General features: G+C 69.0%; 14 protein-coding genes. 8 read left to right on the top strand and 6 right to left on the bottom strand.

Features of this window, described 5'->3' with window-relative positions; translation table 11 throughout:
• The 4 genes from ABDW35_RS13745 to ABDW35_RS13730 form a co-directional block, all read left to right on the top strand.
• On the top strand, positions 1-1,511 hold a 1,511-nt coding region (locus tag ABDW35_RS13745; RefSeq protein ID WP_343714436.1), incomplete at its 5' end, for a cbb3-type cytochrome c oxidase subunit I.
• 11 nt (positions 1,512-1,522) lie between these two features.
• Complete coding sequence (locus ABDW35_RS13740) at positions 1,523-2,227, top strand: cytochrome c oxidase subunit 3 (protein ID WP_343714435.1); 705 nt, start codon at positions 1,523-1,525, stop codon at positions 2,225-2,227.
• Positions 2,228-2,239: 12 nt separating this feature from the next.
• Complete coding sequence (locus ABDW35_RS13735) at positions 2,240-2,953, top strand: heme-copper oxidase subunit III family protein (RefSeq protein ID WP_343714434.1); 714 nt, start codon at positions 2,240-2,242, stop codon at positions 2,951-2,953.
• 10 nt (positions 2,954-2,963) lie between these two features.
• Entirely contained in the window at positions 2,964-3,332 is a 369-nt protein-coding gene (locus ABDW35_RS13730; RefSeq protein WP_343714433.1) for a cytochrome C oxidase subunit IV family protein, read from the top strand.
• Between the two features lie 135 nt (positions 3,333-3,467).
• Here the strand turns inward: ABDW35_RS13730 and ABDW35_RS13725 are convergent, their stop codons facing one another.
• Positions 3,468-5,078 carry a M20/M25/M40 family metallo-hydrolase gene (locus ABDW35_RS13725; RefSeq protein ID WP_343714432.1) on the bottom strand — a complete coding sequence of 537 codons (1,611 nt, stop codon included), beginning with the start codon at positions 5,076-5,078 and terminating at the stop codon, positions 3,468-3,470.
• A gap of 9 nt (positions 5,079-5,087) precedes the next feature.
• Positions 5,088-5,339: an Lrp/AsnC ligand binding domain-containing protein gene (locus ABDW35_RS13720; RefSeq protein ID WP_343714431.1), complete on the bottom strand. Its 252-nt coding sequence runs from the start codon at positions 5,337-5,339 to the stop codon at positions 5,088-5,090.
• Positions 5,340-5,686: 347 nt separating this feature from the next.
• On the opposite strand from ABDW35_RS13720, the gene ABDW35_RS13715 reads away from it, so the two are divergent.
• Complete coding sequence (locus ABDW35_RS13715; RefSeq protein WP_343714430.1) at positions 5,687-7,555, top strand: hypothetical protein; 1,869 nt, start codon at positions 5,687-5,689, stop codon at positions 7,553-7,555.
• On the opposite strand, the gene ABDW35_RS13710 is transcribed toward ABDW35_RS13715, so the two are convergent.
• Positions 7,552-8,571: a LacI family DNA-binding transcriptional regulator gene (locus ABDW35_RS13710; protein WP_343714429.1), complete on the bottom strand. Its 1,020-nt coding sequence runs from the start codon at positions 8,569-8,571 to the stop codon at positions 7,552-7,554. The two genes, ABDW35_RS13715 and ABDW35_RS13710, sit on opposite strands and share 4 nt — an antisense overlap.
• A 326-nt stretch (positions 8,572-8,897) precedes the next feature.
• Between ABDW35_RS13710 and hisE the strand changes: the two genes are divergently transcribed.
• Complete coding sequence (gene hisE / locus ABDW35_RS13705) at positions 8,898-9,236, top strand: phosphoribosyl-ATP diphosphatase (RefSeq protein ID WP_343714428.1); 339 nt, start codon at positions 8,898-8,900, stop codon at positions 9,234-9,236.
• 65 nt (positions 9,237-9,301) lie between these two features.
• On the opposite strand, the gene ABDW35_RS13700 is transcribed toward hisE, so the two are convergent.
• Positions 9,302-11,587: a phospholipase C, phosphocholine-specific gene (locus tag ABDW35_RS13700; RefSeq protein ID WP_343714427.1), complete on the bottom strand. Its 2,286-nt coding sequence runs from the start codon at positions 11,585-11,587 to the stop codon at positions 9,302-9,304.
• A gap of 170 nt (positions 11,588-11,757) precedes the next feature.
• Between ABDW35_RS13700 and ABDW35_RS13695 the strand changes: the two genes are divergently transcribed.
• A complete protein-coding gene (locus ABDW35_RS13695) occupies positions 11,758-12,246 on the top strand; it encodes a cupin domain-containing protein (protein ID WP_343714426.1) in 489 nt (162 codons plus the stop codon).
• A 33-nt stretch (positions 12,247-12,279) separates the two neighbouring features.
• On the opposite strand, the gene ABDW35_RS13690 is transcribed toward ABDW35_RS13695, so the two are convergent.
• On the bottom strand, positions 12,280-13,017 hold the full coding sequence (locus ABDW35_RS13690; RefSeq protein ID WP_343714425.1) for a hypothetical protein: 738 nt from the start codon (positions 13,015-13,017) through the stop codon (positions 12,280-12,282).
• Between the two features lie 128 nt (positions 13,018-13,145).
• On the opposite strand from ABDW35_RS13690, the gene ABDW35_RS13685 reads away from it, so the two are divergent.
• Positions 13,146-14,648, top strand: coding sequence for a M81 family metallopeptidase (locus ABDW35_RS13685; RefSeq protein ID WP_343714424.1), 1,503 nt, complete (start codon positions 13,146-13,148; stop codon positions 14,646-14,648).
• Between the two features lie 165 nt (positions 14,649-14,813).
• On the opposite strand, the gene ABDW35_RS13680 is transcribed toward ABDW35_RS13685, so the two are convergent.
• Positions 14,814-17,714, bottom strand: a complete 2,901-nt coding sequence (locus tag ABDW35_RS13680; RefSeq protein WP_343714423.1) for an efflux RND transporter permease subunit — start codon at positions 17,712-17,714, stop codon at positions 14,814-14,816.
• Positions 17,715-17,865 lie beyond the last annotated feature (151 nt).

Raw genomic sequence — 17,865 nt, 5'->3', positions numbered from 1 at the left:
TCACCATGCACGGGATGATCATGGTGATCTACCTGCTGACGGCGCTGTTCCTGGGCGGCTTCGGCAACTACCTGATCCCGCTGATGCTGGGCGCGCGGGACATGGTGTTTCCCTATGTCAACATGCTCAGCTACTGGATCTACCTGCTGGCGGTGCTGGTGCTGGTGGCGGGGTTCTTCGCACCCGGCGGGCCCACCGGGGCCGGCTGGACGCTGTATCCGCCGCAGGCGATCCTGTCCGGCACGCCGGGCGGGCGCGACTGGGGCATCGTCCTGATGCTCGGCTCGCTGATCCTGTTCATCATCGGCTTCACCATGGGCGGGCTGAACTACGTCGTCACCGTGCTGCAGGCGCGGGCGCGGGGGATGACGCTGATGCGGATGCCGCTGACGGTGTGGGGCATCTTCACCGCCACGGTCATGGCCCTCTTGGCCTTCCCGGCGCTGTTCGTCGCCTGCGTGATGATGCTGCTCGACCGGCTGCTGGGCACCAGCTTCTTCATGCCGGCCCTGGTCGAGATGGGCGAGCAGCTGAAATACGCCAGCGGCAGCCCGATCCTGTTCCAGCACCTGTTCTGGTTCTTCGGCCATCCCGAGGTCTACATCGTCGCCCTGCCGGCCTTCGGCATCGTCTCCGACCTGATCAGCACCCACGCCCGCAAGAACATCTTCGGCTACCGCATGATGGTGTGGGCGATCGTCGGTATCGGCGCGCTGAGCTTCGTGGTCTGGGCGCACCACATGTATGTCAGCGGCATGAACCCGTATTTCGGGTTCTTCTTCGCCACCACGACGCTGATCATCGCCATCCCGACGGCGATCAAGGTCTATAACTGGGTGCTGACGCTGTGGCGCGGCGACATCCACCTGACGCCGCCGATGCTGTTCGCCATCGCCTTCATCGTCACCTTCGTCAATGGCGGGCTGACCGGGCTGTTCCTCGGCAATGTCGTGGTCGACGTGCCGCTGTCCGACACCATGTTCGTGGTCGCCCATTTCCACATGGTGATGGGGGTGGCGCCGATCTTCGTGGTGTTCGGCGCGATCTACCACTGGTACCCGAAGATCACCGGCCGGATGCTGGGCGACACGATGGGCAAGATCCATTTCTGGATCAGCTTCGTCGGCGCCTACGCGATCTTCTTCCCGATGCATTATCTCGGGCTGATCGGCGTGCCGCGGCGCTATTTCGAGCTCGGCGAGACCGCCTTCGTCCCGCCCTCGGCCCATGACCTGAACATCTTCATCACCGCCGCGGCGCTGACCGTCGGCGCGGCGCAGCTGCTGTTCCTGTTCAACCTGATCTGGAGTCTGCGGCATGGCCGCGACGCCGGCGGCAACCCGTGGCGGGCGACGACGCTGGAATGGCAGACGCCGACCACCCCGCCGCCGCACGGCAATTGGGGGCGGGAGCTGCCGGTGGTCTATCGCTGGGCCTATGACTACAACGTGCCGGGCGCGGCGCAGGACTTCCTGCCGCAGAACATGCCCGGCGCCATGCACCACGGCTGAGGGCGCCGGCGATGGTCATCGTCACCGTCTTCATGCTGGTGCTCGGCGGGCTGGCCCTGTGGTGGCTGGCCCGGCAAGGGCTGATGGAGAAGCCCTGGCTGCAGGAGAGCACGGTCGGCAACGTGCCGGAGACCGGAGCGTCGCGGCGACCGAGCGCGATGATCGGGCTGGGCGTGTTCCTGACCGTCGCCGGCGCGCTGTTCGCGCTGCTGGTCAGCGCCTATTCGATGCGCATGGCGATGCCGGACTGGCGGGCGCTGCCGGTGCCGGCACTGCTGTGGATCAACACCGCCGCCCTGGCGGCGGCCAGCATCGCCCTGCAATGCGCCCAGGCGGCGGCGCAGCGCGGCGACCTGGCCGACACCCGCACCGGCCTCTTGGCCGGCGGCGCCGCGTCGCTGGTGTTCGTGGTCGGGCAGCTCCTGGCCTGGCAGCAGCTGCATCTGCTGGGCTATTTCCTGGCCACCAACCCGGCCAATTCCTTCTTCTACCTGGTCACCGCGGTGCATGGCGCGCATGTGCTGGGCGGCCTGGTGGCCCTAGGCCGCACCGGCGCCCGGGCCTGGCGCGACCATGATCCCGACAGGCTGCGCCTGAGCGTCCAGCTATGCACGCTGTACTGGCATTTCCTGCTGCTGGTCTGGCTGATCCTGCTCGCCCTGCTGACCGGCTGGGCGGACCGCTTCGCTGAGATCTGCAGCCGGGTGCTGAGCTAGGGGAGGGAGCCGATGGCCGAAACCCATATCGCCGGATCGATCGACCGCCCGAAAGGCTGGCAGGGCATCTCCGCCGACTGGTCGTCCGACCAGCGCGCCTTCAAGAGCGCGTCCTGGGGCAAGGCGATGATGTGGATCTTCCTGCTCAGCGACACCTTCGTGTTCGGCTGCTTCCTGCTGTCCTACATGACGGTGCGGATGTCGACCACCCAGCCCTGGCCGAACCCCAGCGAGGTGTTCGCGCTGAACCTGGGCGGCGAGCCGATCCCGCTGATCCTGATCGCGATCATGACCTTCGTCCTGATCAGCAGCAGCGGCACCATGGCGATGGCGGTGAATTACGGCTATCGCCGCGATCGAGTGAAGACGGCGGTGCTGATGCTGGTGACCGCGGCCTTCGGCGCCACCTTCGTCGGCATGCAGGCCTTCGAATGGACCAAGCTGATCACCGAGGGCGTGCGGCCCTGGGGCAACCCTTGGGGCGCGCCGCAATTCGGGTCGGCCTTCTTCATGATCACCGGCTTCCACGGCACCCATGTCACGATCGGGGTCATCTTCCTGATCATCATGGCCCGCAAGGTGCTGCGCGGCGATTTCGAGACCGGCCGGCGCGGCTTCTTTACCAGCCGGCGGGGGCATTACGAGATCGTCGAGATCACCGGCCTGTACTGGCACTTCGTCGATCTGGTCTGGGTGTTCATCTTCGCGCTGTTCTATCTGTGGTGAGGGACGGGCCATGGCACACGCCGCGCATATCGATGACGAGCATGGGGCGGAGCAGCCCATCGTCCATGCCCAGGGCCAGCAGCACCCGATCAAGCTGTACCTGGTGGTCTGGGGCTGGCTGTTCGTGCTCAGCGCCTGCTCCTACCTGGTCGACTATTTCGCGCTGCAGGGGTTGCTGCGCTGGGGCCTGATCCTGCTGTTCATGATGCTGAAGGCGGGGCTGATCGTCGCCGTGTTCATGCATATGAAGTGGGAGCGGCTGGCCCTGGTCTACGCCATCATCCTGCCGCCCGTGGCGCTGCTGGTCTTCGTCGCCATCATGGTATCGGAGTCCGGCTACACCCTGCTGACCCGGATGCTGTTCCTGGGCGGGTCGTAGGGGCGGGCCCCCCACCTCACATTGTCATCCTCGGGCTTGACCCGAGGATCCAGGGGCTTTCAAGAACAGCTCTTCGCGGCCCCTGGATTGCCGGGTCAAGCCCGGCAATGACAGGAAGGAAAGGACCGGGCGCGCTTACCCCCTGATCACCCCGTCGGCGATTTCGCGGATCAGCTCCGGCAGCACCCCGAAGGCATAGGGTCGGTGGATGCGCTCCAGCGGCGTGTGGTAGTCGCGGCCCCAGGGGCCGGCATTGACGATCGGGATCTGCGCCAGCGCCGGGCCGTCGGGCCAGGGCAGGCCGGCGCCCCAGGCCGGGGTGTCGGCGGCGATGGCGGCGACCGAGCTTTCGTCGCCCGTGCCGAGGAAGCTCATGTCGGAGATGCCGGGAAACCAGGGCTCGATCCCGATCGTGGTGCCGTGGCGTGCCGCCACCCTGGCCGCGGCCTCGCGCGTCGCCCGCTCCAGCCGTTGCCCGGCCTCGTCCGCGCCCAGCGACACCGGCAGGTAGGGCATCGAGGCCAGGCCCAGCACCACCGCCGGGCCGCTGCGGCCGCTCAGCCGCCACAGCGCTTCGGTGATCCGTCGGCACTGCTCCGGCAGGTCGAGGCCGGCTTCCGCCGCCTCGGCCGCCACGGCGGCGAGCGCGGCTTCGGCCTCGGGCGACCGCGCCAGCACCTCGCGGCGCAGCTCGGCGAAGCGCAGCACCGGCACGTCCGGCACATCGGCGCCGCCGCGCTGGCGCAGCTGCGCCGCCACGCCGGCCACCGCGCCCTCGACCAGCCGGGCGAAGGGGACCAGCACCTCCTCCGGCCCGCGCCGGTAGCGCGCGGTGTTCCAGAACATCCAGACGGTGCCGGGGGTGGTGACGTCGTAGCCGGCCTTGCCGTCCTTCATGCCCAGCAGCGTCGCCGGCGTGCCGGAGGCGTTGCCCAGGCTCTCGGTCAGCTCCGGCGCCCATTCCAGCGCGGCGGCGATGGCCCCGGCCAGGGCGGCGGCGCTGACGCCGTGGATCGTCTCGGCGACATGGGTGGCGCGGCCGACCACCAGCGCGCTCGGCAGCAGCTTGCCGACGCTGCCCAGCGCCACCGAGCGGCCGAAGCGGCCGTCGCCGGTGTCGCCCAGGCAGTCGAGATTGATCGCGGCGTCGAGGCTCAGCCCCAGCCGTTCGGCCACGCCGGGCAGGGCGCGAGCGGCGCTGCGGGCGCCGGCGGAGTTCACCTCCTCATCCGGCACGGCCAGGAACAGCAGGTTGCCCTCGCGCTCCGGCTCCGCGGCCGCCGCCTCCAGCACCGCCAGGCCGGCGGCGAGGCCGCCCTTCATGTCGAGCAGGCCGCGCCCGGGCAGAAAGTCCGGCCCCGACAGGTCGGCCAAAGCCCGCTGCTCCGCCTCGCCGCGGGCGTCGCGCCGCAGCCGGGCCAGCAGCGCCTCCTTCAGCGGCTCGGGCTCGGTCGCCAGCGGCTGCAGGTCGCCGTAATCGGCGGTGGTCACCGTGTCGAAATGGCCGGTCAGCACCACGGTGCGGGGCCCGCGGCCGCGCAGCAGCGCGGCGACGCTGGCGCGGCCCAGCCGGTCGCCGGCCGGGATGGTCCAGACATCGTCCGGCCGGTCGCGGAAGGCCGGGCTGGCGCGCAGCAGGCCGCACAGCGTCTCGGCGAAGGCCACCTCGTCCGGCGTGCCGGTGACGCTGGGGATGCGGGTGAGGGTGATGGCCCAATGCTCGGCGCGGGCGGCAAGGTCGGTCATGGGCCCGTCTCAGCTCTTGCCGGCGAAGGCGTTGAAGGTGATCAGCGTCATCGTGTCCTTGATGTGCGGCAAAGCGTGGATGCGGCTGTTGACGAAGCGGCCGACATCCATGTCCTCCGGCAGGTAGCATTTGACCATGAGGTCGAACTGGCCGGAGATCGAGTAGATCTCCGACACCTCCTCGATCTCGTCCACCGCATGCTCGGCCGTGTCGTAGGCCCGGCCCAGCTCGCATTTCACCATGATGAAGATCGGGCGCATTCCGCGGCCTCCGTGACTCGGGGTTCGGGCCGATCCTAGCCCGGCGGGCGCGGCAGGTCATGCGGGGAAGGTTTTCCTGCGAGATTGTTTGCCGACCATAATTCCGGCACAGTTGCATAAAATAAAATGTGCGCTTCTGCCCGTTGCTGGGGCGAATTTTGGCTGCGTTGGTCCCCGGAGAGGGTCTGGTCGCCAAAGAGTCGTGTCGAGATAACAATATTCGCTCTTGATCTGATTGAATGCGGCGGGATCGAGGGCAAAAAAGCCGCCACGAGCAATAGAGAGCCATTGGTCATGATCATGCATCGCGACCGTTTGGCACGGTTCGGCCATAAGCATTTGCCGACGTGAAATTTGGACAAGAGGGGGGAGTCATGGCCACAGTTTTCTACAAATGGGCCACGGACGTTTCGAGTTTCATCTTGAATGGACAGACGCCCGGCAATCAGTCGGATGTCGCCATCGCCGCGACCGCCGACGGGGGCTATCTGGGGGCCTGGAGCGTCGGCAGCGACTTTGTCCGGGGCCGATACGTCGATGCCGACGGCACGCCGGCTATGGAACACGACCTCAATACCACCCTGACAGGCAACCAGTTCGACGCCAGCATGGCGCTGCTGGGCAACGGCCACAACGTCGTGACCTTCACCGATAGCAGCTCAGGGACCGATACAGTCCGGGTCCGCATCCTCGGCGACGGTGCCCCGTTCCTGGATTTCGCCGTGCCTGCCGATGAAAGGCCCCTGCGGGAATCCGACGTCGCGGCGCTGGGGTCCGGCGGCTTCGCCGTGGCCTACACCCGCGACTACGGCTCCGGCGACACCGATCTCCTGGTCCAGCGATACGCGGCGAATGGAGACGAGATCGGCGGGCCGATCTCCGTCGACGGCCAGTTCGGCGTCGCCACCGACCATGCCTCGATCGCCGGCCTCGCTGCCGGCGGCTTCGTCGTGGCCTGGGAACAGTCCGCGGCCGCCGGCGGCGACCATTCGGTCTGGTTCCAGCTCTACAACGCATCGGGTATGCCCATAACCACCGCGGGCGATGTGCCCGGCAGCCATCACCTGATCGACAAAGCCGGTTCGATCAACCAGGACATCCAGGTCGCCGCCCTGCAGGATGGCGGCTTCGTTGTCGCCTATGTCGACAACGGCTGGCTTGGCGCCGACAACACCGAGATAACGGCACGCGTCTACAATGCCGACGGAACGGCACGCAGCAGCTACATCCATGTCAACACCGACATCGCGGGCGCTCAATTGCGTCCCACAGTGACCGTCCTGTCCAACGGCTTCTTCGTGGTCGGCTGGCAAGACGACGGCATTTTCTACTACCAGGCCTATGACCCGAGCGGCGCCGCCGCCGGCGCCAATTACGCGGCCAGCAACGGCGTCTATGAAGGCGAGATCCTGGGCCTGGCCGGTGGCCTGGTGGCCAGCGTGGAAGAGAGTATCTACACTGACGGCGACGGCAGATCGGTCGACAGCTCGATCAGCGCACTGGTCCGCACCACCACCGGGACGGCGGCCGGCGAGACTCTGGTCGGCGATTCGCTGCGCGATGTCATGAACGGTTACGCCGGCAACGACGTGCTCCGCGGCGGCGCCGGTGCTGACACGCTCGACGGCGGCGCCGGAACCGACATCGTGATGTACAGCGAGAGTGGCACGGGCATCACCGTCAACCTCGGCGCCGGCAAGGGCTATGGCGGCAATGCCGAGGGCGACACGCTGGTCTCGATCGAAGGGGTCTATGGCAGCAATGTCGCGGATTCCCTGATCGGTGGCGCCGGCGCCGACACCCTGGTCGGCAATGCCGGCAATGACGGGCTCTATGGCGGTGCCGGCAACGATGTTCTCTCCGGCGGCGCGGGCAAGGATACGCTGACCGGGGGCGTGGGGGCCGACCGTTTCCATCTCGCCGCGATCGGCGACAGCGTGGTCGGGGTCGCCGCCGACCGGATCGCCGATTTCAGCCAAGCCCAGGGGGACAGGATCGACCTCTCGGCGATCGACGCGAACACCATGGCGGACGGCAACCAGGCCTTCACCTTCATCGGCACCGGCCTCTATACCGGCGCGGCAGGGCAACTGCGCTATGTCGCCTCCGGCGGCGTCACCACGATCGCCGGCGACATCAACGGCGACAAGGTCAGCGACTTCCACATCACCCTGACCGGCAACATCGTCCTGGTCGCGGCCGACTTCGTGCTCTAGCCGCCCGGCGCTGGCCCGCGCACGGTGCGGCGCCAGACCAGCGGCGCCGGGATGGTCAGCCGCAGCGGCGCCGTGCCCTCCGTCGCATCCAGCGCGGCCATCACCGCGTCGCCCGTGGCCTCGACCGACTGGTCGAAGGTGGTCAGGTCATAGGCCGACCAGCCGGCCTGCTCGGTGTTGTCGAAGCCGATGACGCAGAGATCCTCGGGCACGCGCAGCCCCAGATCGTGGCGCGCGGCGTCGAGGAAGCCGAAGGCGACCAGGTCGCTGATGCAAAAGGCGGCGTCCGGCCGGTCCGGCCGCAGCAGCAGGTCATGCGCCGCGGCCCGGCCGGTGGCATAGACGGTGCGGCCGCCGCGCCAGACCACCGGTTCGATCCCTTCCGCCCGGGCGGCGGCCAGGAAGCTGGCCTCGCGCGCCAGCAGGGCCGGGGTGCCCTGGGCCGAGGTCACCAGGCACAGCCGCCGGCAGCCGGCGCGGCGGAAGGCGGCCATCGCCACCCGGCCGGGCAGGGCGCTGTCGATGGCGATGTTGTCCGGCCCGTCGATCCGGTCGTCGCGGTTGATCAGCACCACTCGCTGTCCGGCGGCGATGCACAGTCGGGTGATGTCCTCCGACGGGGTGCCGGACAGCACGATGGTGGCGTCGGCGCGGTAGTTCAGGATCTGGCGCAGCGCCGCCTGGGCGTCGGCGTCGCCGCGGGCGCTGGTGCCGATCAGCATGGCGACGCGGCCGCTGTGCTGCAGCCGCGCGGTCAACTCCCCGACCATCCGCGACCGCAGCGGCGTCTCCAGGTCCGAGGCGACGATGCAGACGATATTGCTGGACCGTCGGGTCAGCCCCCGGGCCAGGTGGTTGACGTGGTAGCCCAGCGCCTCTGCCGCCGCCAGCACCCGCTGCCGGGTCTCGGGGGAGACGCTGGCGCCGGGGGTGAAGGTGCGCGAGACGGCGGAGCGGGAGACGCCGGCCCGGTCGGCCACCTGCTGGGCGCTGGCGAAGCTGCGTCGACGCGTCACGAAAGATCCTGGATGGGACGCCCGCACGGGCGCAACTGAGGCCGATTTTATGCACAGCCGTGCAGATGACAAGCACTAGGGCTGGGCCGGCCATTCTCCCTAAGGCCTATGGATGGTTGACAGGCCGGCCCTTTCGTGTCGAGCTTGCACAGCCGTGCAAATGGTCCGGCGCAGGGCGCGGGCGGTCGCAATCCGGTCGCATCCTGAACAGCCCGGGACCATGGCGTGACGGAAGGAACATCCTGCTGCCGCGATTGCGGCGCAGGATCCCGCGAGGGCCGTTGAGGAGGCGGTTCCCGGAGGGGGAAGCGGAAGGGATCGATCGGATGGGGCATCAGACCACGCTCGGAGGGGACCGGCTACAGGCTCTGGCGGAAGAGCTGCGGGAGCGCCGGTCGCGCATGCGGTTCAGCCCGCGCACGGCCAAGCTGCTCGACAGCGGCGTGCCTAAGATGGCGCAGAAGCTGGTCGAGGAGGCGGCCGAGGTGGCGATCGACGCCGTCCGGGGCGAGCGCCAGGCCGTGATCGAGGAGGCCGCCGACTTGATGTTCAACCTGACGGTGCTGCTGACCGAGCTCGAGATCGGCCCCTGCGAGGTCTGGGAGGAGATGGACCGCCGCCAGAAGCTGTACGGCATCGCCGAAAAGCTGCCGAAGGACCGGTAACCCGCTTCGGCCCGAGGAAGGGATGAAGCCGCGGCACCGCACAGGCGCCGCGGCTTTTTGCTTGCTTAGATCCTCTCGACCGCCGGCCCGCCGATCTTCGGGTCGGTCAGGCTGGGGCGGCCGGTCTCGACATGGCCGGCGAAGCGGCGCAGGAAGCCGTCGCCGGTGCCGGCCGTGACGCTGAGGTCGAACCAGCCGGAGCTGGCGCGCAGCGACCAGCGGTCACGGATCAGCGCGCCCGGCCACAGCGTGTGCTGCCGCGGCGGCTCGGCGCTGTAGCCGTTGCCAACGGTCAGGGTGCAGGGCCGGAAGCCGATATTGCTCAAGAGCAGCGTGACGTCGCCGGACAGGCCTTCCTGGATCAGCCGCACCTCCGGCCTGGCGGTGCCCGACAGGATCGGGGTCAGCCGGCCCTTGAACTGGTTCAGCATGCCGTTCGGTCCGTAGACCGACAGGTCGTAGCTGCCGGCGCGGTCCGGCGTCCAGCTGTCGGACAGCGTGTCGCCGGCCCCGACCGTGTACTGCCAGGGGCCGCGCCGGTCGGCGGTGGCGGTCATCGGCCGGTCCGGGAACACCGTGTCGTCCGGCTCGTAGGGCTTGCCCGTCTCGTTGAACGTCGCGCCGCCGCTGCCATAGACGATGAAGCAGGCGCCGGCCGACCCGGCATTGGCGAAGTCGATCCAGAAGCGCTGCCCCGAGGGGTCGACCCGGCCCTGGGCGCTGAGGCGATAGGGCAGGGGCCGGGCCCGGCGCTGGCCGCGCTGCTGCACCGGGCGCGACGGCGTGGCCGGCGGCACCGGCTTGGGCTTGGTGGCGGCGGCATCGGCCTCGGCCTTGTAATGGCTGGTGTCCGGCAGCGGCGGCAGCGCGGCGTCCGGCGTGCGGAAGTCGAAGGCCGAGGTCAGGTCGCCGCAGACCGACCGGCGCCAGGGCGAGATGAAGCGGCAGGGCACGCCGAAGCGCCGCTCGATGAACTGCAGCACCGAGGTGTGGTCGAACAGCTCGGAGCAGACCCAGCCGCCCTTGCTCCAGGGCGACACCACCAGCATCGGCACGCGGGGGCCCAGGCCGATCGGCACGCCGTTGTAGTTCTCGTCCCCGACCGGCACCGTGCTGCGGCCCTGATAGCCGTAGAAGCGGGTGTTCACCGGCGGTACCGGCGCCGGCACATGGTCGAAGAAGCCGTCATTCTCGTCGTAGTTCACGATCAGGACGGTCTTGGCCCAGACCTTGGGGTTGCTGGTCAGCGCCTCCAGGATCTTGTCGACGAAGGCCTGGCCGGCGGCGGGCGACGCGTCGGGGTGCTCGCAGAAGGCGTCCGGGCAGATCACCCAGGACACCTGCGGCAGCCGGTCGGCCTTGACGTCCTCGGCGATCGCCCGCGCCAGCACGGCGTCGTAGGGATCCTCGTTCGAGGCCAGCTTCGGGCCGACATAGGCGCGGCCGCGCTTGTACAGGTCCGAGCTCTTGCTGATCTTGCGGAAGTCGCGGTGATAGGCCAGCGAGTTGCAGCCATAGTTGGAATAGGCCTGGTACACCCGCCAATCGATGCCGTGCTTCTCCAGCGTCTCGGCATAGGCCTCCCAGGCCAGCCCTTCCCAGGGCTCGTCCAGGTCCATGTCGCCGGTCCAGTTGTTGTCCAACTCCTGGCCCTTCAGCCGGCGCTTCGGGTTCTGCGGGTCGCGGCCGGTCAGGGTGTAGACGCTGGCGCCGCCGGTGAAGTACTGCCGGTTCGGCTCGGTGTTGGCGAAGATCGAACAGTGGTTGGCGTCGCAGATCGTGAAGGCGTCCGCCAGCTGGCGATAGAAGGGCAGGTCCGACGCGGTGTCGTAGTAGCCCATCGACATCCGGCTCTTCAGCGGCACCCAGGTGTCCCAGGTCTTCCACAGCGACTGGTCCAGCTTCCAGCTGTGGTCGGTGCCGCCCATGTGCTGGGCGCTGGTGCTCCGGGTGTCGAGGCGGAACGGCAGCACGTAGTCCAGCTTCGCCTGGGCCGCGGGGTCGGCTTCGTACCACTTCGCCCGCTCATGCCAATGGTCCCAGCCGACATTCTGGTAGCCGGTGCGGCTGGCGCCGTTGCGGCCGACGCTCTGGTACCAGACCGGCCGGCCGCTCGGCAGCGGTGCCGGGCGCGGGTCGCCGAAGCCGCGGACGCCGTTCAGCGTCCCGAAATAATGGTCGAAGGACCGGTTCTCCTGCATCAGCACGACGATGTGTTCGACATCGCGCAGGGTACCGGTGGCGTTGTGGGCGGGAATCGCCATGGCCTGGCGGATGCTGGCCGGCACGGCCATCGCGGCCGCGGCGGCGAGGCCGGTCTTCAGGAATTGGCGGCGGCTGTCGGAGGTCACGATCGGTGTCTCATGGCAACGGAAGAATCGGACGCCGCTCCTAATAGCAGCGGACCGTGACGGACCGGTGAAGGCGGCACCGGGAAATGCGCGGCGGGGCGTTCGCGATTGCGCCGGCGGCGGTCGCGGCGCAGTCTGGCGCCGAACGCCGCGCGAGCCTGGACCGAAGCATGAGCGACCATCACGATCACCATCACGACGAGACACCGGATTGGCGCCTGAACGGGGTGCGCGTGATCCGCGGCAGCGATCTCGACCCCAACACGGCGCAGACGCCGGGCATGGACCGCCGCGCGGCGATCAACGCGGCCCGGGTCGGGGCGCAGAAGATCTGGGCCGGCACGGTCACCATCCATCCGGACGCCAAGACCGGCGCGCATCACCACGGCCCGCTGGAGAGCGTGATCTATGTCGTCCGCGGCAAGGCGCGGATGCGCTGGGGCGAGAAGCTGGAATATGTCGCCGAGGCCGAGGCGGGCGACTTCATCTTCGTGCCGCCCTATGTGCCGCACCAGGAGATCAACGCCTCGACCGACGAGCCGCTGGAATGCGTGCTGGTGCGCAGCGACAACGAGGCCGTGGTGGTCAATCTCGACATCGAGCCGGTGGAGAAGCCGGAGGCCGTCTACTGGGTCGACCCGATCCACAAGCATCCGTGATCGGGACAGGACGGCTGTGGCAGCCGCCCGCCGTCACTTCCCGGCCTTCTCCCGCCGATAGACGCCGGTGAAGCTGACATTCATGCCGCCGCACATCAGGTTGTCGGCCGCCAGCAGATAGGGACCGACCCGCCACAGTCGGACGCGGCACACGGAGTCGTCGCCCGGATTGGCATCATAGGGCGCGCCCTTGCCGTCATCGCCGGCCGAGAAGGCGGCCTTGTCGCCCTCCGGCGTCAGCGTGGCCCCGATCTGGCCCGCATTGACGGCCCCGCGCGCCACCCGCTCCGGATCGTCGCCGCCATAGGTGGCGTTGCCCTCGATCGCGATGGCGTTGCCCGCCACCTTCCTGATGTCGATCTCCTGCTCGTCGCCGCTGCGCCAGGCGCCGGTCCAGTCGCCCTCCGCCGCCTGCGGCGTGTCGGCCAGCGCGCTCAGCGGCAGCAGGCCGGTGGTGCTGGCGAAGTTCGGGGCGCCGCCGGTGAAGGTGGCACAGGCATAGGCCCCTTGGACGGCGGTGACGACGACGCGGTCATTCGCCACCAGATACTCCTTCAGCCGGCAGCCGGCGGTGTCCTTCGGGCAGCCCGGCCCGCCGGCCGGCCCCTTGAGGAAATGCACCCGCTTCTGGCTTGCGGCGACGGCCTTCAGCTGCGGCGCGCTGTCCGCCGCGCCCAGGGTCGGGACGACGTAGCAGGTCTCCTCCGCCCCGGCGAGCGAAGGCAGCAGGGCGGCGCCGAGCAGGAGGACGGGGAGGGCGATGGGACGCATGCGAATCTCCATAGGGCGGCCATCCTAGGCCGGGACGGCGGGGGCGTCACCCGGGCGCGGCGCGGCTCGACCCTCCGGCCCGGCTGTGCGATGACGGTACGGTGACGGATCGGAGGGGAAGTGGGGCCATGAGGATCGCGGTCGGCGGGTTCCAGCACGAGACCAACAGCTTCGCCTCGGTGAAGGCCGGCTACGGCCAGTTCAAGATGGCCGATGGCTGGCCCGGCCTGTCGCGCGGCGCCGCCCTGGCACCGGCCCTGGCCGGGATCAACCTGCCGGCCGCCGGGTTCCTCGATGCCGCGATCGCGGCGGGGCACGAGATCGCCCCGCTGCTGTGGTGCTCGGCCTCGCCCTCGGCACCGGTGACCGACGACGCCTTCGAGCGGATCACGGCGATGCTGGTGGAGGACCTGCGCGCCGCCGGCCCGGTCGACGCCGTCTATCTCGACCTGCACGGCGCCATGGTGACCGAGAGCGTGCCGGACGGGGAGGGCGAGATCCTGGCCCGCATCCGCGCCGTGACCGGTCCGGACCTCCCGGTGGTGGCCAGCCTGGACCTGCATGCCAATGTCACGCAGCCGATGGTCGACCTGTCCGACCTGCTGGTGCCCTACCGCACCTATCCGCATGTCGACATGGCCGAGACCGGGGCGCGGGCGGCGGCGCTGCTGGACCGGATGCTGGCCGGCTGGCGGCCGGCAAAGGCGTTCCGGCAGGCGGAGTTCCTGGTGTCGCTGGTGGCGCAATGCACGCTGGCCGACCCGGCGCGACGCCTCTACGCGCTGCTGGCCGAACTGGAGCGCCGGCACGGCGTCTCGCTCGGGCTCTCCATGGGCTTCCCGGCGGCGGATTTCGCCGATTGCGGGCCCAGCCTGGTCGGCTACGGCGTCGATCCCGCGGCGCTGGCCGCGGCGGTGGACGAGATGACAGCGGCGATCGCGGCGGCCGAGCCGGACTTCGTGCCGGTGCTGCTGCAGCCCGATGCGGCGGTGGCCGAGGCGCGGCGCCGGGCGGCCGGGGCGGGGCGGCCGGTGGTGCTGGCCGACACCCAGGACAATCCCGGCGGCGGCGCCGAATCCGACGGGGTGGTGCTGCTGGAGGCGCTGATCCGTGGCGGGGCCGAGAGCGCGGTGCTGGGCCTGCTGGCCGATGCCGCGACGGCCGAGGCGGCGCATGCCGCCGGAATTGGCGCGGTGCTGGACCGAGGCATCGGCGCCGGCACCGCCTATCGCGGGCAGGAGCCGCTCAGGGCCGCATGGACGGTGGAGGCGCTGGGCGACGGCCGCTTCACCGGCACCGGGCCGTTCTACGGCGGCAACCGCATGCAGCTCGGGCCGATGGCGCTGCTGCGCCATCCGGGCGGCGTCCGCGTCGCCGTCTCCAGCCGCAAGCAGCAGGCGGCCGACCAGGCGATGTTCCGCCATCTCGGGGTCGAGCCCTCGGCCCAACGGATCCTGGCGCTGAAGAGCTCGGTGCATTTCCGCGCCGATTTCGAGCCGATCGCCGAGGCGGTGCTGGTGGTCGAGGCGCCCGGCCCGAACCTGGCCGACCCGGCCGCCCAGCCCTTCACCCGGCTGCGCGAGGGCGTCCGGCTGCGGCCGCTGGGGCCTGCGTTCTTCCGGCGGCACTGAGAGGTCGGCGGGGCCGGCTCTCCCCCTCACCCGAAATCGCTGCGCGATTTCGACCTCTCCCGAGGAGAGGTAAGCGGGCCGAGGCTGTGTTCCCCTCTCCTCGGGGAGAGGGAGGGGCCCGCCGCGTCGGCGGCGGGAGGGTGAGGGGGCTGGCTCCGGCGGCGCCTATTCCGCCGGGGCGTGAGCGGCGCCCTTGGCCGGAGCGCCCTTGCCGCCGCGCCGAAGCCAGCGGCCGAAGGACAGGGCGCCGTGGGTCAGGTCCTCGACATAGAGGTACAGCACCGGGGTGATGTAGAGCGTCAGCATCTGCGACACCACGAGGCCGCCGACCACGGCCAGGCCCAGCGGCTGGCGCAGCTCGGCGCTCGCGCCCTGGCCGACGGCAATCGGCAGCGCACCCATCAGCGCCGCCATCGTGGTCATCATGATCGGCCGGAAGCGCAGCGTGCAGGCGCGGTAGATCGCGTCGCGCGCGGTCAGCTTCTCGGTGCGCTGCGCGTTCAGCGCGAAGTCGATCATCATGATCGCGTTCTTCTTGACGATGCCGATCAGCATCAGCACGCCGATAATCGCGATCACCGACAGGTCGGTGCGGAACAGCATCAGCGTGCCCAGCGCGCCGATGGCGGCGGAGGGCAGGCCGGAGAGGATCACCAGCGGATGGGTGAAGCTCTCGTACAGGATGCCGAGCACGATATAGATCGTCAGCACCGCGCCGAGCAGCAGCAGCCCCTGGTTCTGCAGCGACTGCTGGAACACCTGGGCGTTGCCGGCATAGGCGGTGGTGATGGTCACCGGCAGGCCGATCTCGGCCTTGATCCGGTCGATCTCCGCCGTCGCGTCGCTGAGCGATTTGCCGGCGGCGACGTTGAAGGAGATGGTGACGGCCGGCAGCTGCCCCTGCTGGTTGACCGACAGCGGACCGGCCGTGCGCTCCACCGTGGCGAAGGCGCCGAGCGGCACCAGGGTGCCGTTCGAGGAGCGGACATAGATCTTGTCGAGCGAATCCGCCGACCATGGGAAGGCGGGGTCGAGCTCGAGGATCACCTCATAGCTGTCGACCGAGGTGAAGATGGTCGAGATCTGCTCGGTGCCGAAGCCGCCATACAGGGTCGAGCGCAGCGCGTCGCTGGTGACGCCGAGCTGGGCAGCCTTGTCGCGATCGACCTTCAGCGTCGCCTGCAGGGCGCTGAGCTGCAGGTCGCTGACCACGTCCTGCAGCACCGACGACTTCCGCATCCCGGTCGTCATCCTGCCGGCCCAGTCGTACAGCTCCTGCTGGTTCAGACCCTGCATCACGAACTGGTACTGGGCGGAGGAGGTGCGGCCGCCGACGCGCAGGTTCTGCACCGGCACCATGTAGCTGTCGATGCCGGAGACCTGGCCGAGCTGCCGCCGCAGCTCGGCGATCACGGTGTCGAGCGGCGGGCGCTGCTCCTTCGGCTTCAGCTGCACGAACAGCCGGCCGGAGTTCAGCGTGCCGCCATAGCCGTTGGTGCCGATGCTGGACACCACGTCCTGGACATAGGGCGACTTCCGGAACACGTCGCGGACCTGGGCCTGCAGGGTGGTCATGGCGTCGAAGGACACGTCCTGCCGCGCCTGGGTGGTCACCGAGATCTGGCTCAGATCCTCGGTCGGGAAGAAGCCCTTGGGGATGGCCTGGAACAGCAGCATCGTCCCGGCGATGGTGCCGAAGAACACCAGCAGCATCACCGGGCGATGCGCCAGGCACCAGCGCAGCGTCCGCGAATAGAAGCCGAGGATGGCGTCGAAGCCGCGCTCCAGCGTCCGGCCCAGCGCGCCCTCCGGCTTCTCCTCGTCATGGCCGTGCAGGAAGCGCGAGCACATCATCGGCGTCAGCGTCAGCGACACGAAGGCCGACGCCGCGATCGACATCGTCACCACGACCGCGAATTCGTTGAAGATGCGGCCGACCACGCCGCCCATCAGCAGCACCGGGATGAACACGGCCACCAGCGACAGGGTGATCGACAGGATGGTGAAGCCGATCTCGCGGCTGCCCTTCAGCGCCGCCTCGAAGGGCTTCATGCCCTCCTCGATATAGCGGACGATGTTCTCCAGCATCACGATCGCGTCGTCGACCACCAGGCCGACCGAGAGCGTCAGGCCCAGCAGCGAGATGTTGTCGATCGAGAAGCCGCACAGATACATGCCGGCGACCGTCGCGATCAGCGAGATCGGCACCGTCACGGTCGGGATGATGGTGGCCGACAGGCGGCGCAGGAACAGGAAGATCACCATCACCACCAGGGCGATGGTCAGGCCCAGCGTGAACTGCACGTCGGTGACCGCCTGGCGGATCGAGGTCGACCGGTCGTTCAGCACGTTGATCTTCACCGAGGGCGGCATGTCGGCGCTGAACTTCGGCAGCAGCTCCTTCACCGCGTCGACGATGGCGACGGTGTTGGCGTCGGGCTGGCGCTGGATGGCCAGGACGATCGACCGGTTCTGGTCGAACCAGCTGGCGGTCTGGTCGTTCTCGACGGAATCGATCACCTTGGCGACGTCGCCGAGACGCACCGGCATGCCGTTGGGCGAGGCCACGATCAGGTCGGCAAAGGCCTTGGCGTCGTACATCTGCGTGTCGGCCTGCAGGATCAGCTGCTGCTGCGGGCCCTGCAGGGTGCCGACCGGGGTGTTGACGTTGGCGGCCGCGACCGCCTTCTGGATGTCGTCGACGCTGATGCCGCGATGGTTCAGCGCGTCGGGGTCGACCTGGATGCGGACGGCGTATTTCTGGCTGCCATAGATCGACACCTGGGCCACGCCGGTCAGGGTCGACAGGCTGGGCGAGATCACCTGCTCGGCATAGTTGTCGAGGGTCGACAAGGGCAGCGTGTCGCTGCTGATCGACAGCAGCATGATCGGCGCGTCGGCCGGGTTGACCTTGCGGTAGCTCGGCGGCGAGGTCATCTCCGGCGGCAGCTTGCGCTGCACCGCGGTGATGGCCGACTGGACGTCGGCGGCGGCCGCGTCGATATCGCGGTTCAGGTCGAATTCCAGGGTGATGGTGGTGGATCCCTGGACCGAGGTCGCCGACATCGACTGGATGCCGGCGATGGTCTCGAACTGCTTCTCCAGCGGCGTCGCCTGAAATCCATAGAGCTGGCTAAAGCTGCGAAGAACGATGACTACGTAGCGCTGAACAACAAACTGCTGGCCACACTGAAATAATTTTAGTCCCGGCTATAAA

The organism is Inquilinus sp., from assembly GCF_039594555.1.
Lineage (GTDB): Bacteria > Pseudomonadota > Alphaproteobacteria > DSM-16000 > Inquilinaceae > Inquilinus.
This window is presented reverse-complemented; position numbering and strand designations above follow the sequence as displayed.

Excerpts from the sequence above, each read along its gene's own strand:
- ABDW35_RS13690 (WP_343714425.1), bottom strand. The coding sequence starts at position 13,017 with ATGCGTCCCATCGCCCTCCCCGTCCTCCTGCTCGGCGCCGCCCTGCTG.
- ABDW35_RS13720 (WP_343714431.1), bottom strand. The coding sequence starts at position 5,339 with ATGCGCCCGATCTTCATCATGGTGAAATGCGAGCTGGGCCGGGCCTAC.
- ABDW35_RS13725 (WP_343714432.1), bottom strand. The coding sequence starts at position 5,078 with ATGACCGACCTTGCCGCCCGCGCCGAGCATTGGGCCATCACCCTCACC.
- hisE (WP_343714428.1), top strand. The coding sequence starts at position 8,898 with ATGGGGCATCAGACCACGCTCGGAGGGGACCGGCTACAGGCTCTGGCG.
- ABDW35_RS13680 (WP_343714423.1), bottom strand. The coding sequence starts at position 17,714 with ATGTCGGCGACCTCGGTCCAGGGATCCACCACCATCACCCTGGAATTC.
- ABDW35_RS13695 (WP_343714426.1), top strand. The coding sequence starts at position 11,758 with ATGAGCGACCATCACGATCACCATCACGACGAGACACCGGATTGGCGC.
- ABDW35_RS13730 (WP_343714433.1), top strand. The coding sequence starts at position 2,964 with ATGGCACACGCCGCGCATATCGATGACGAGCATGGGGCGGAGCAGCCC.
- ABDW35_RS13735 (WP_343714434.1), top strand. The coding sequence starts at position 2,240 with ATGGCCGAAACCCATATCGCCGGATCGATCGACCGCCCGAAAGGCTGG.
- ABDW35_RS13740 (WP_343714435.1), top strand. The coding sequence starts at position 1,523 with ATGGTCATCGTCACCGTCTTCATGCTGGTGCTCGGCGGGCTGGCCCTG.
- ABDW35_RS13685 (WP_343714424.1), top strand. The coding sequence starts at position 13,146 with ATGAGGATCGCGGTCGGCGGGTTCCAGCACGAGACCAACAGCTTCGCC.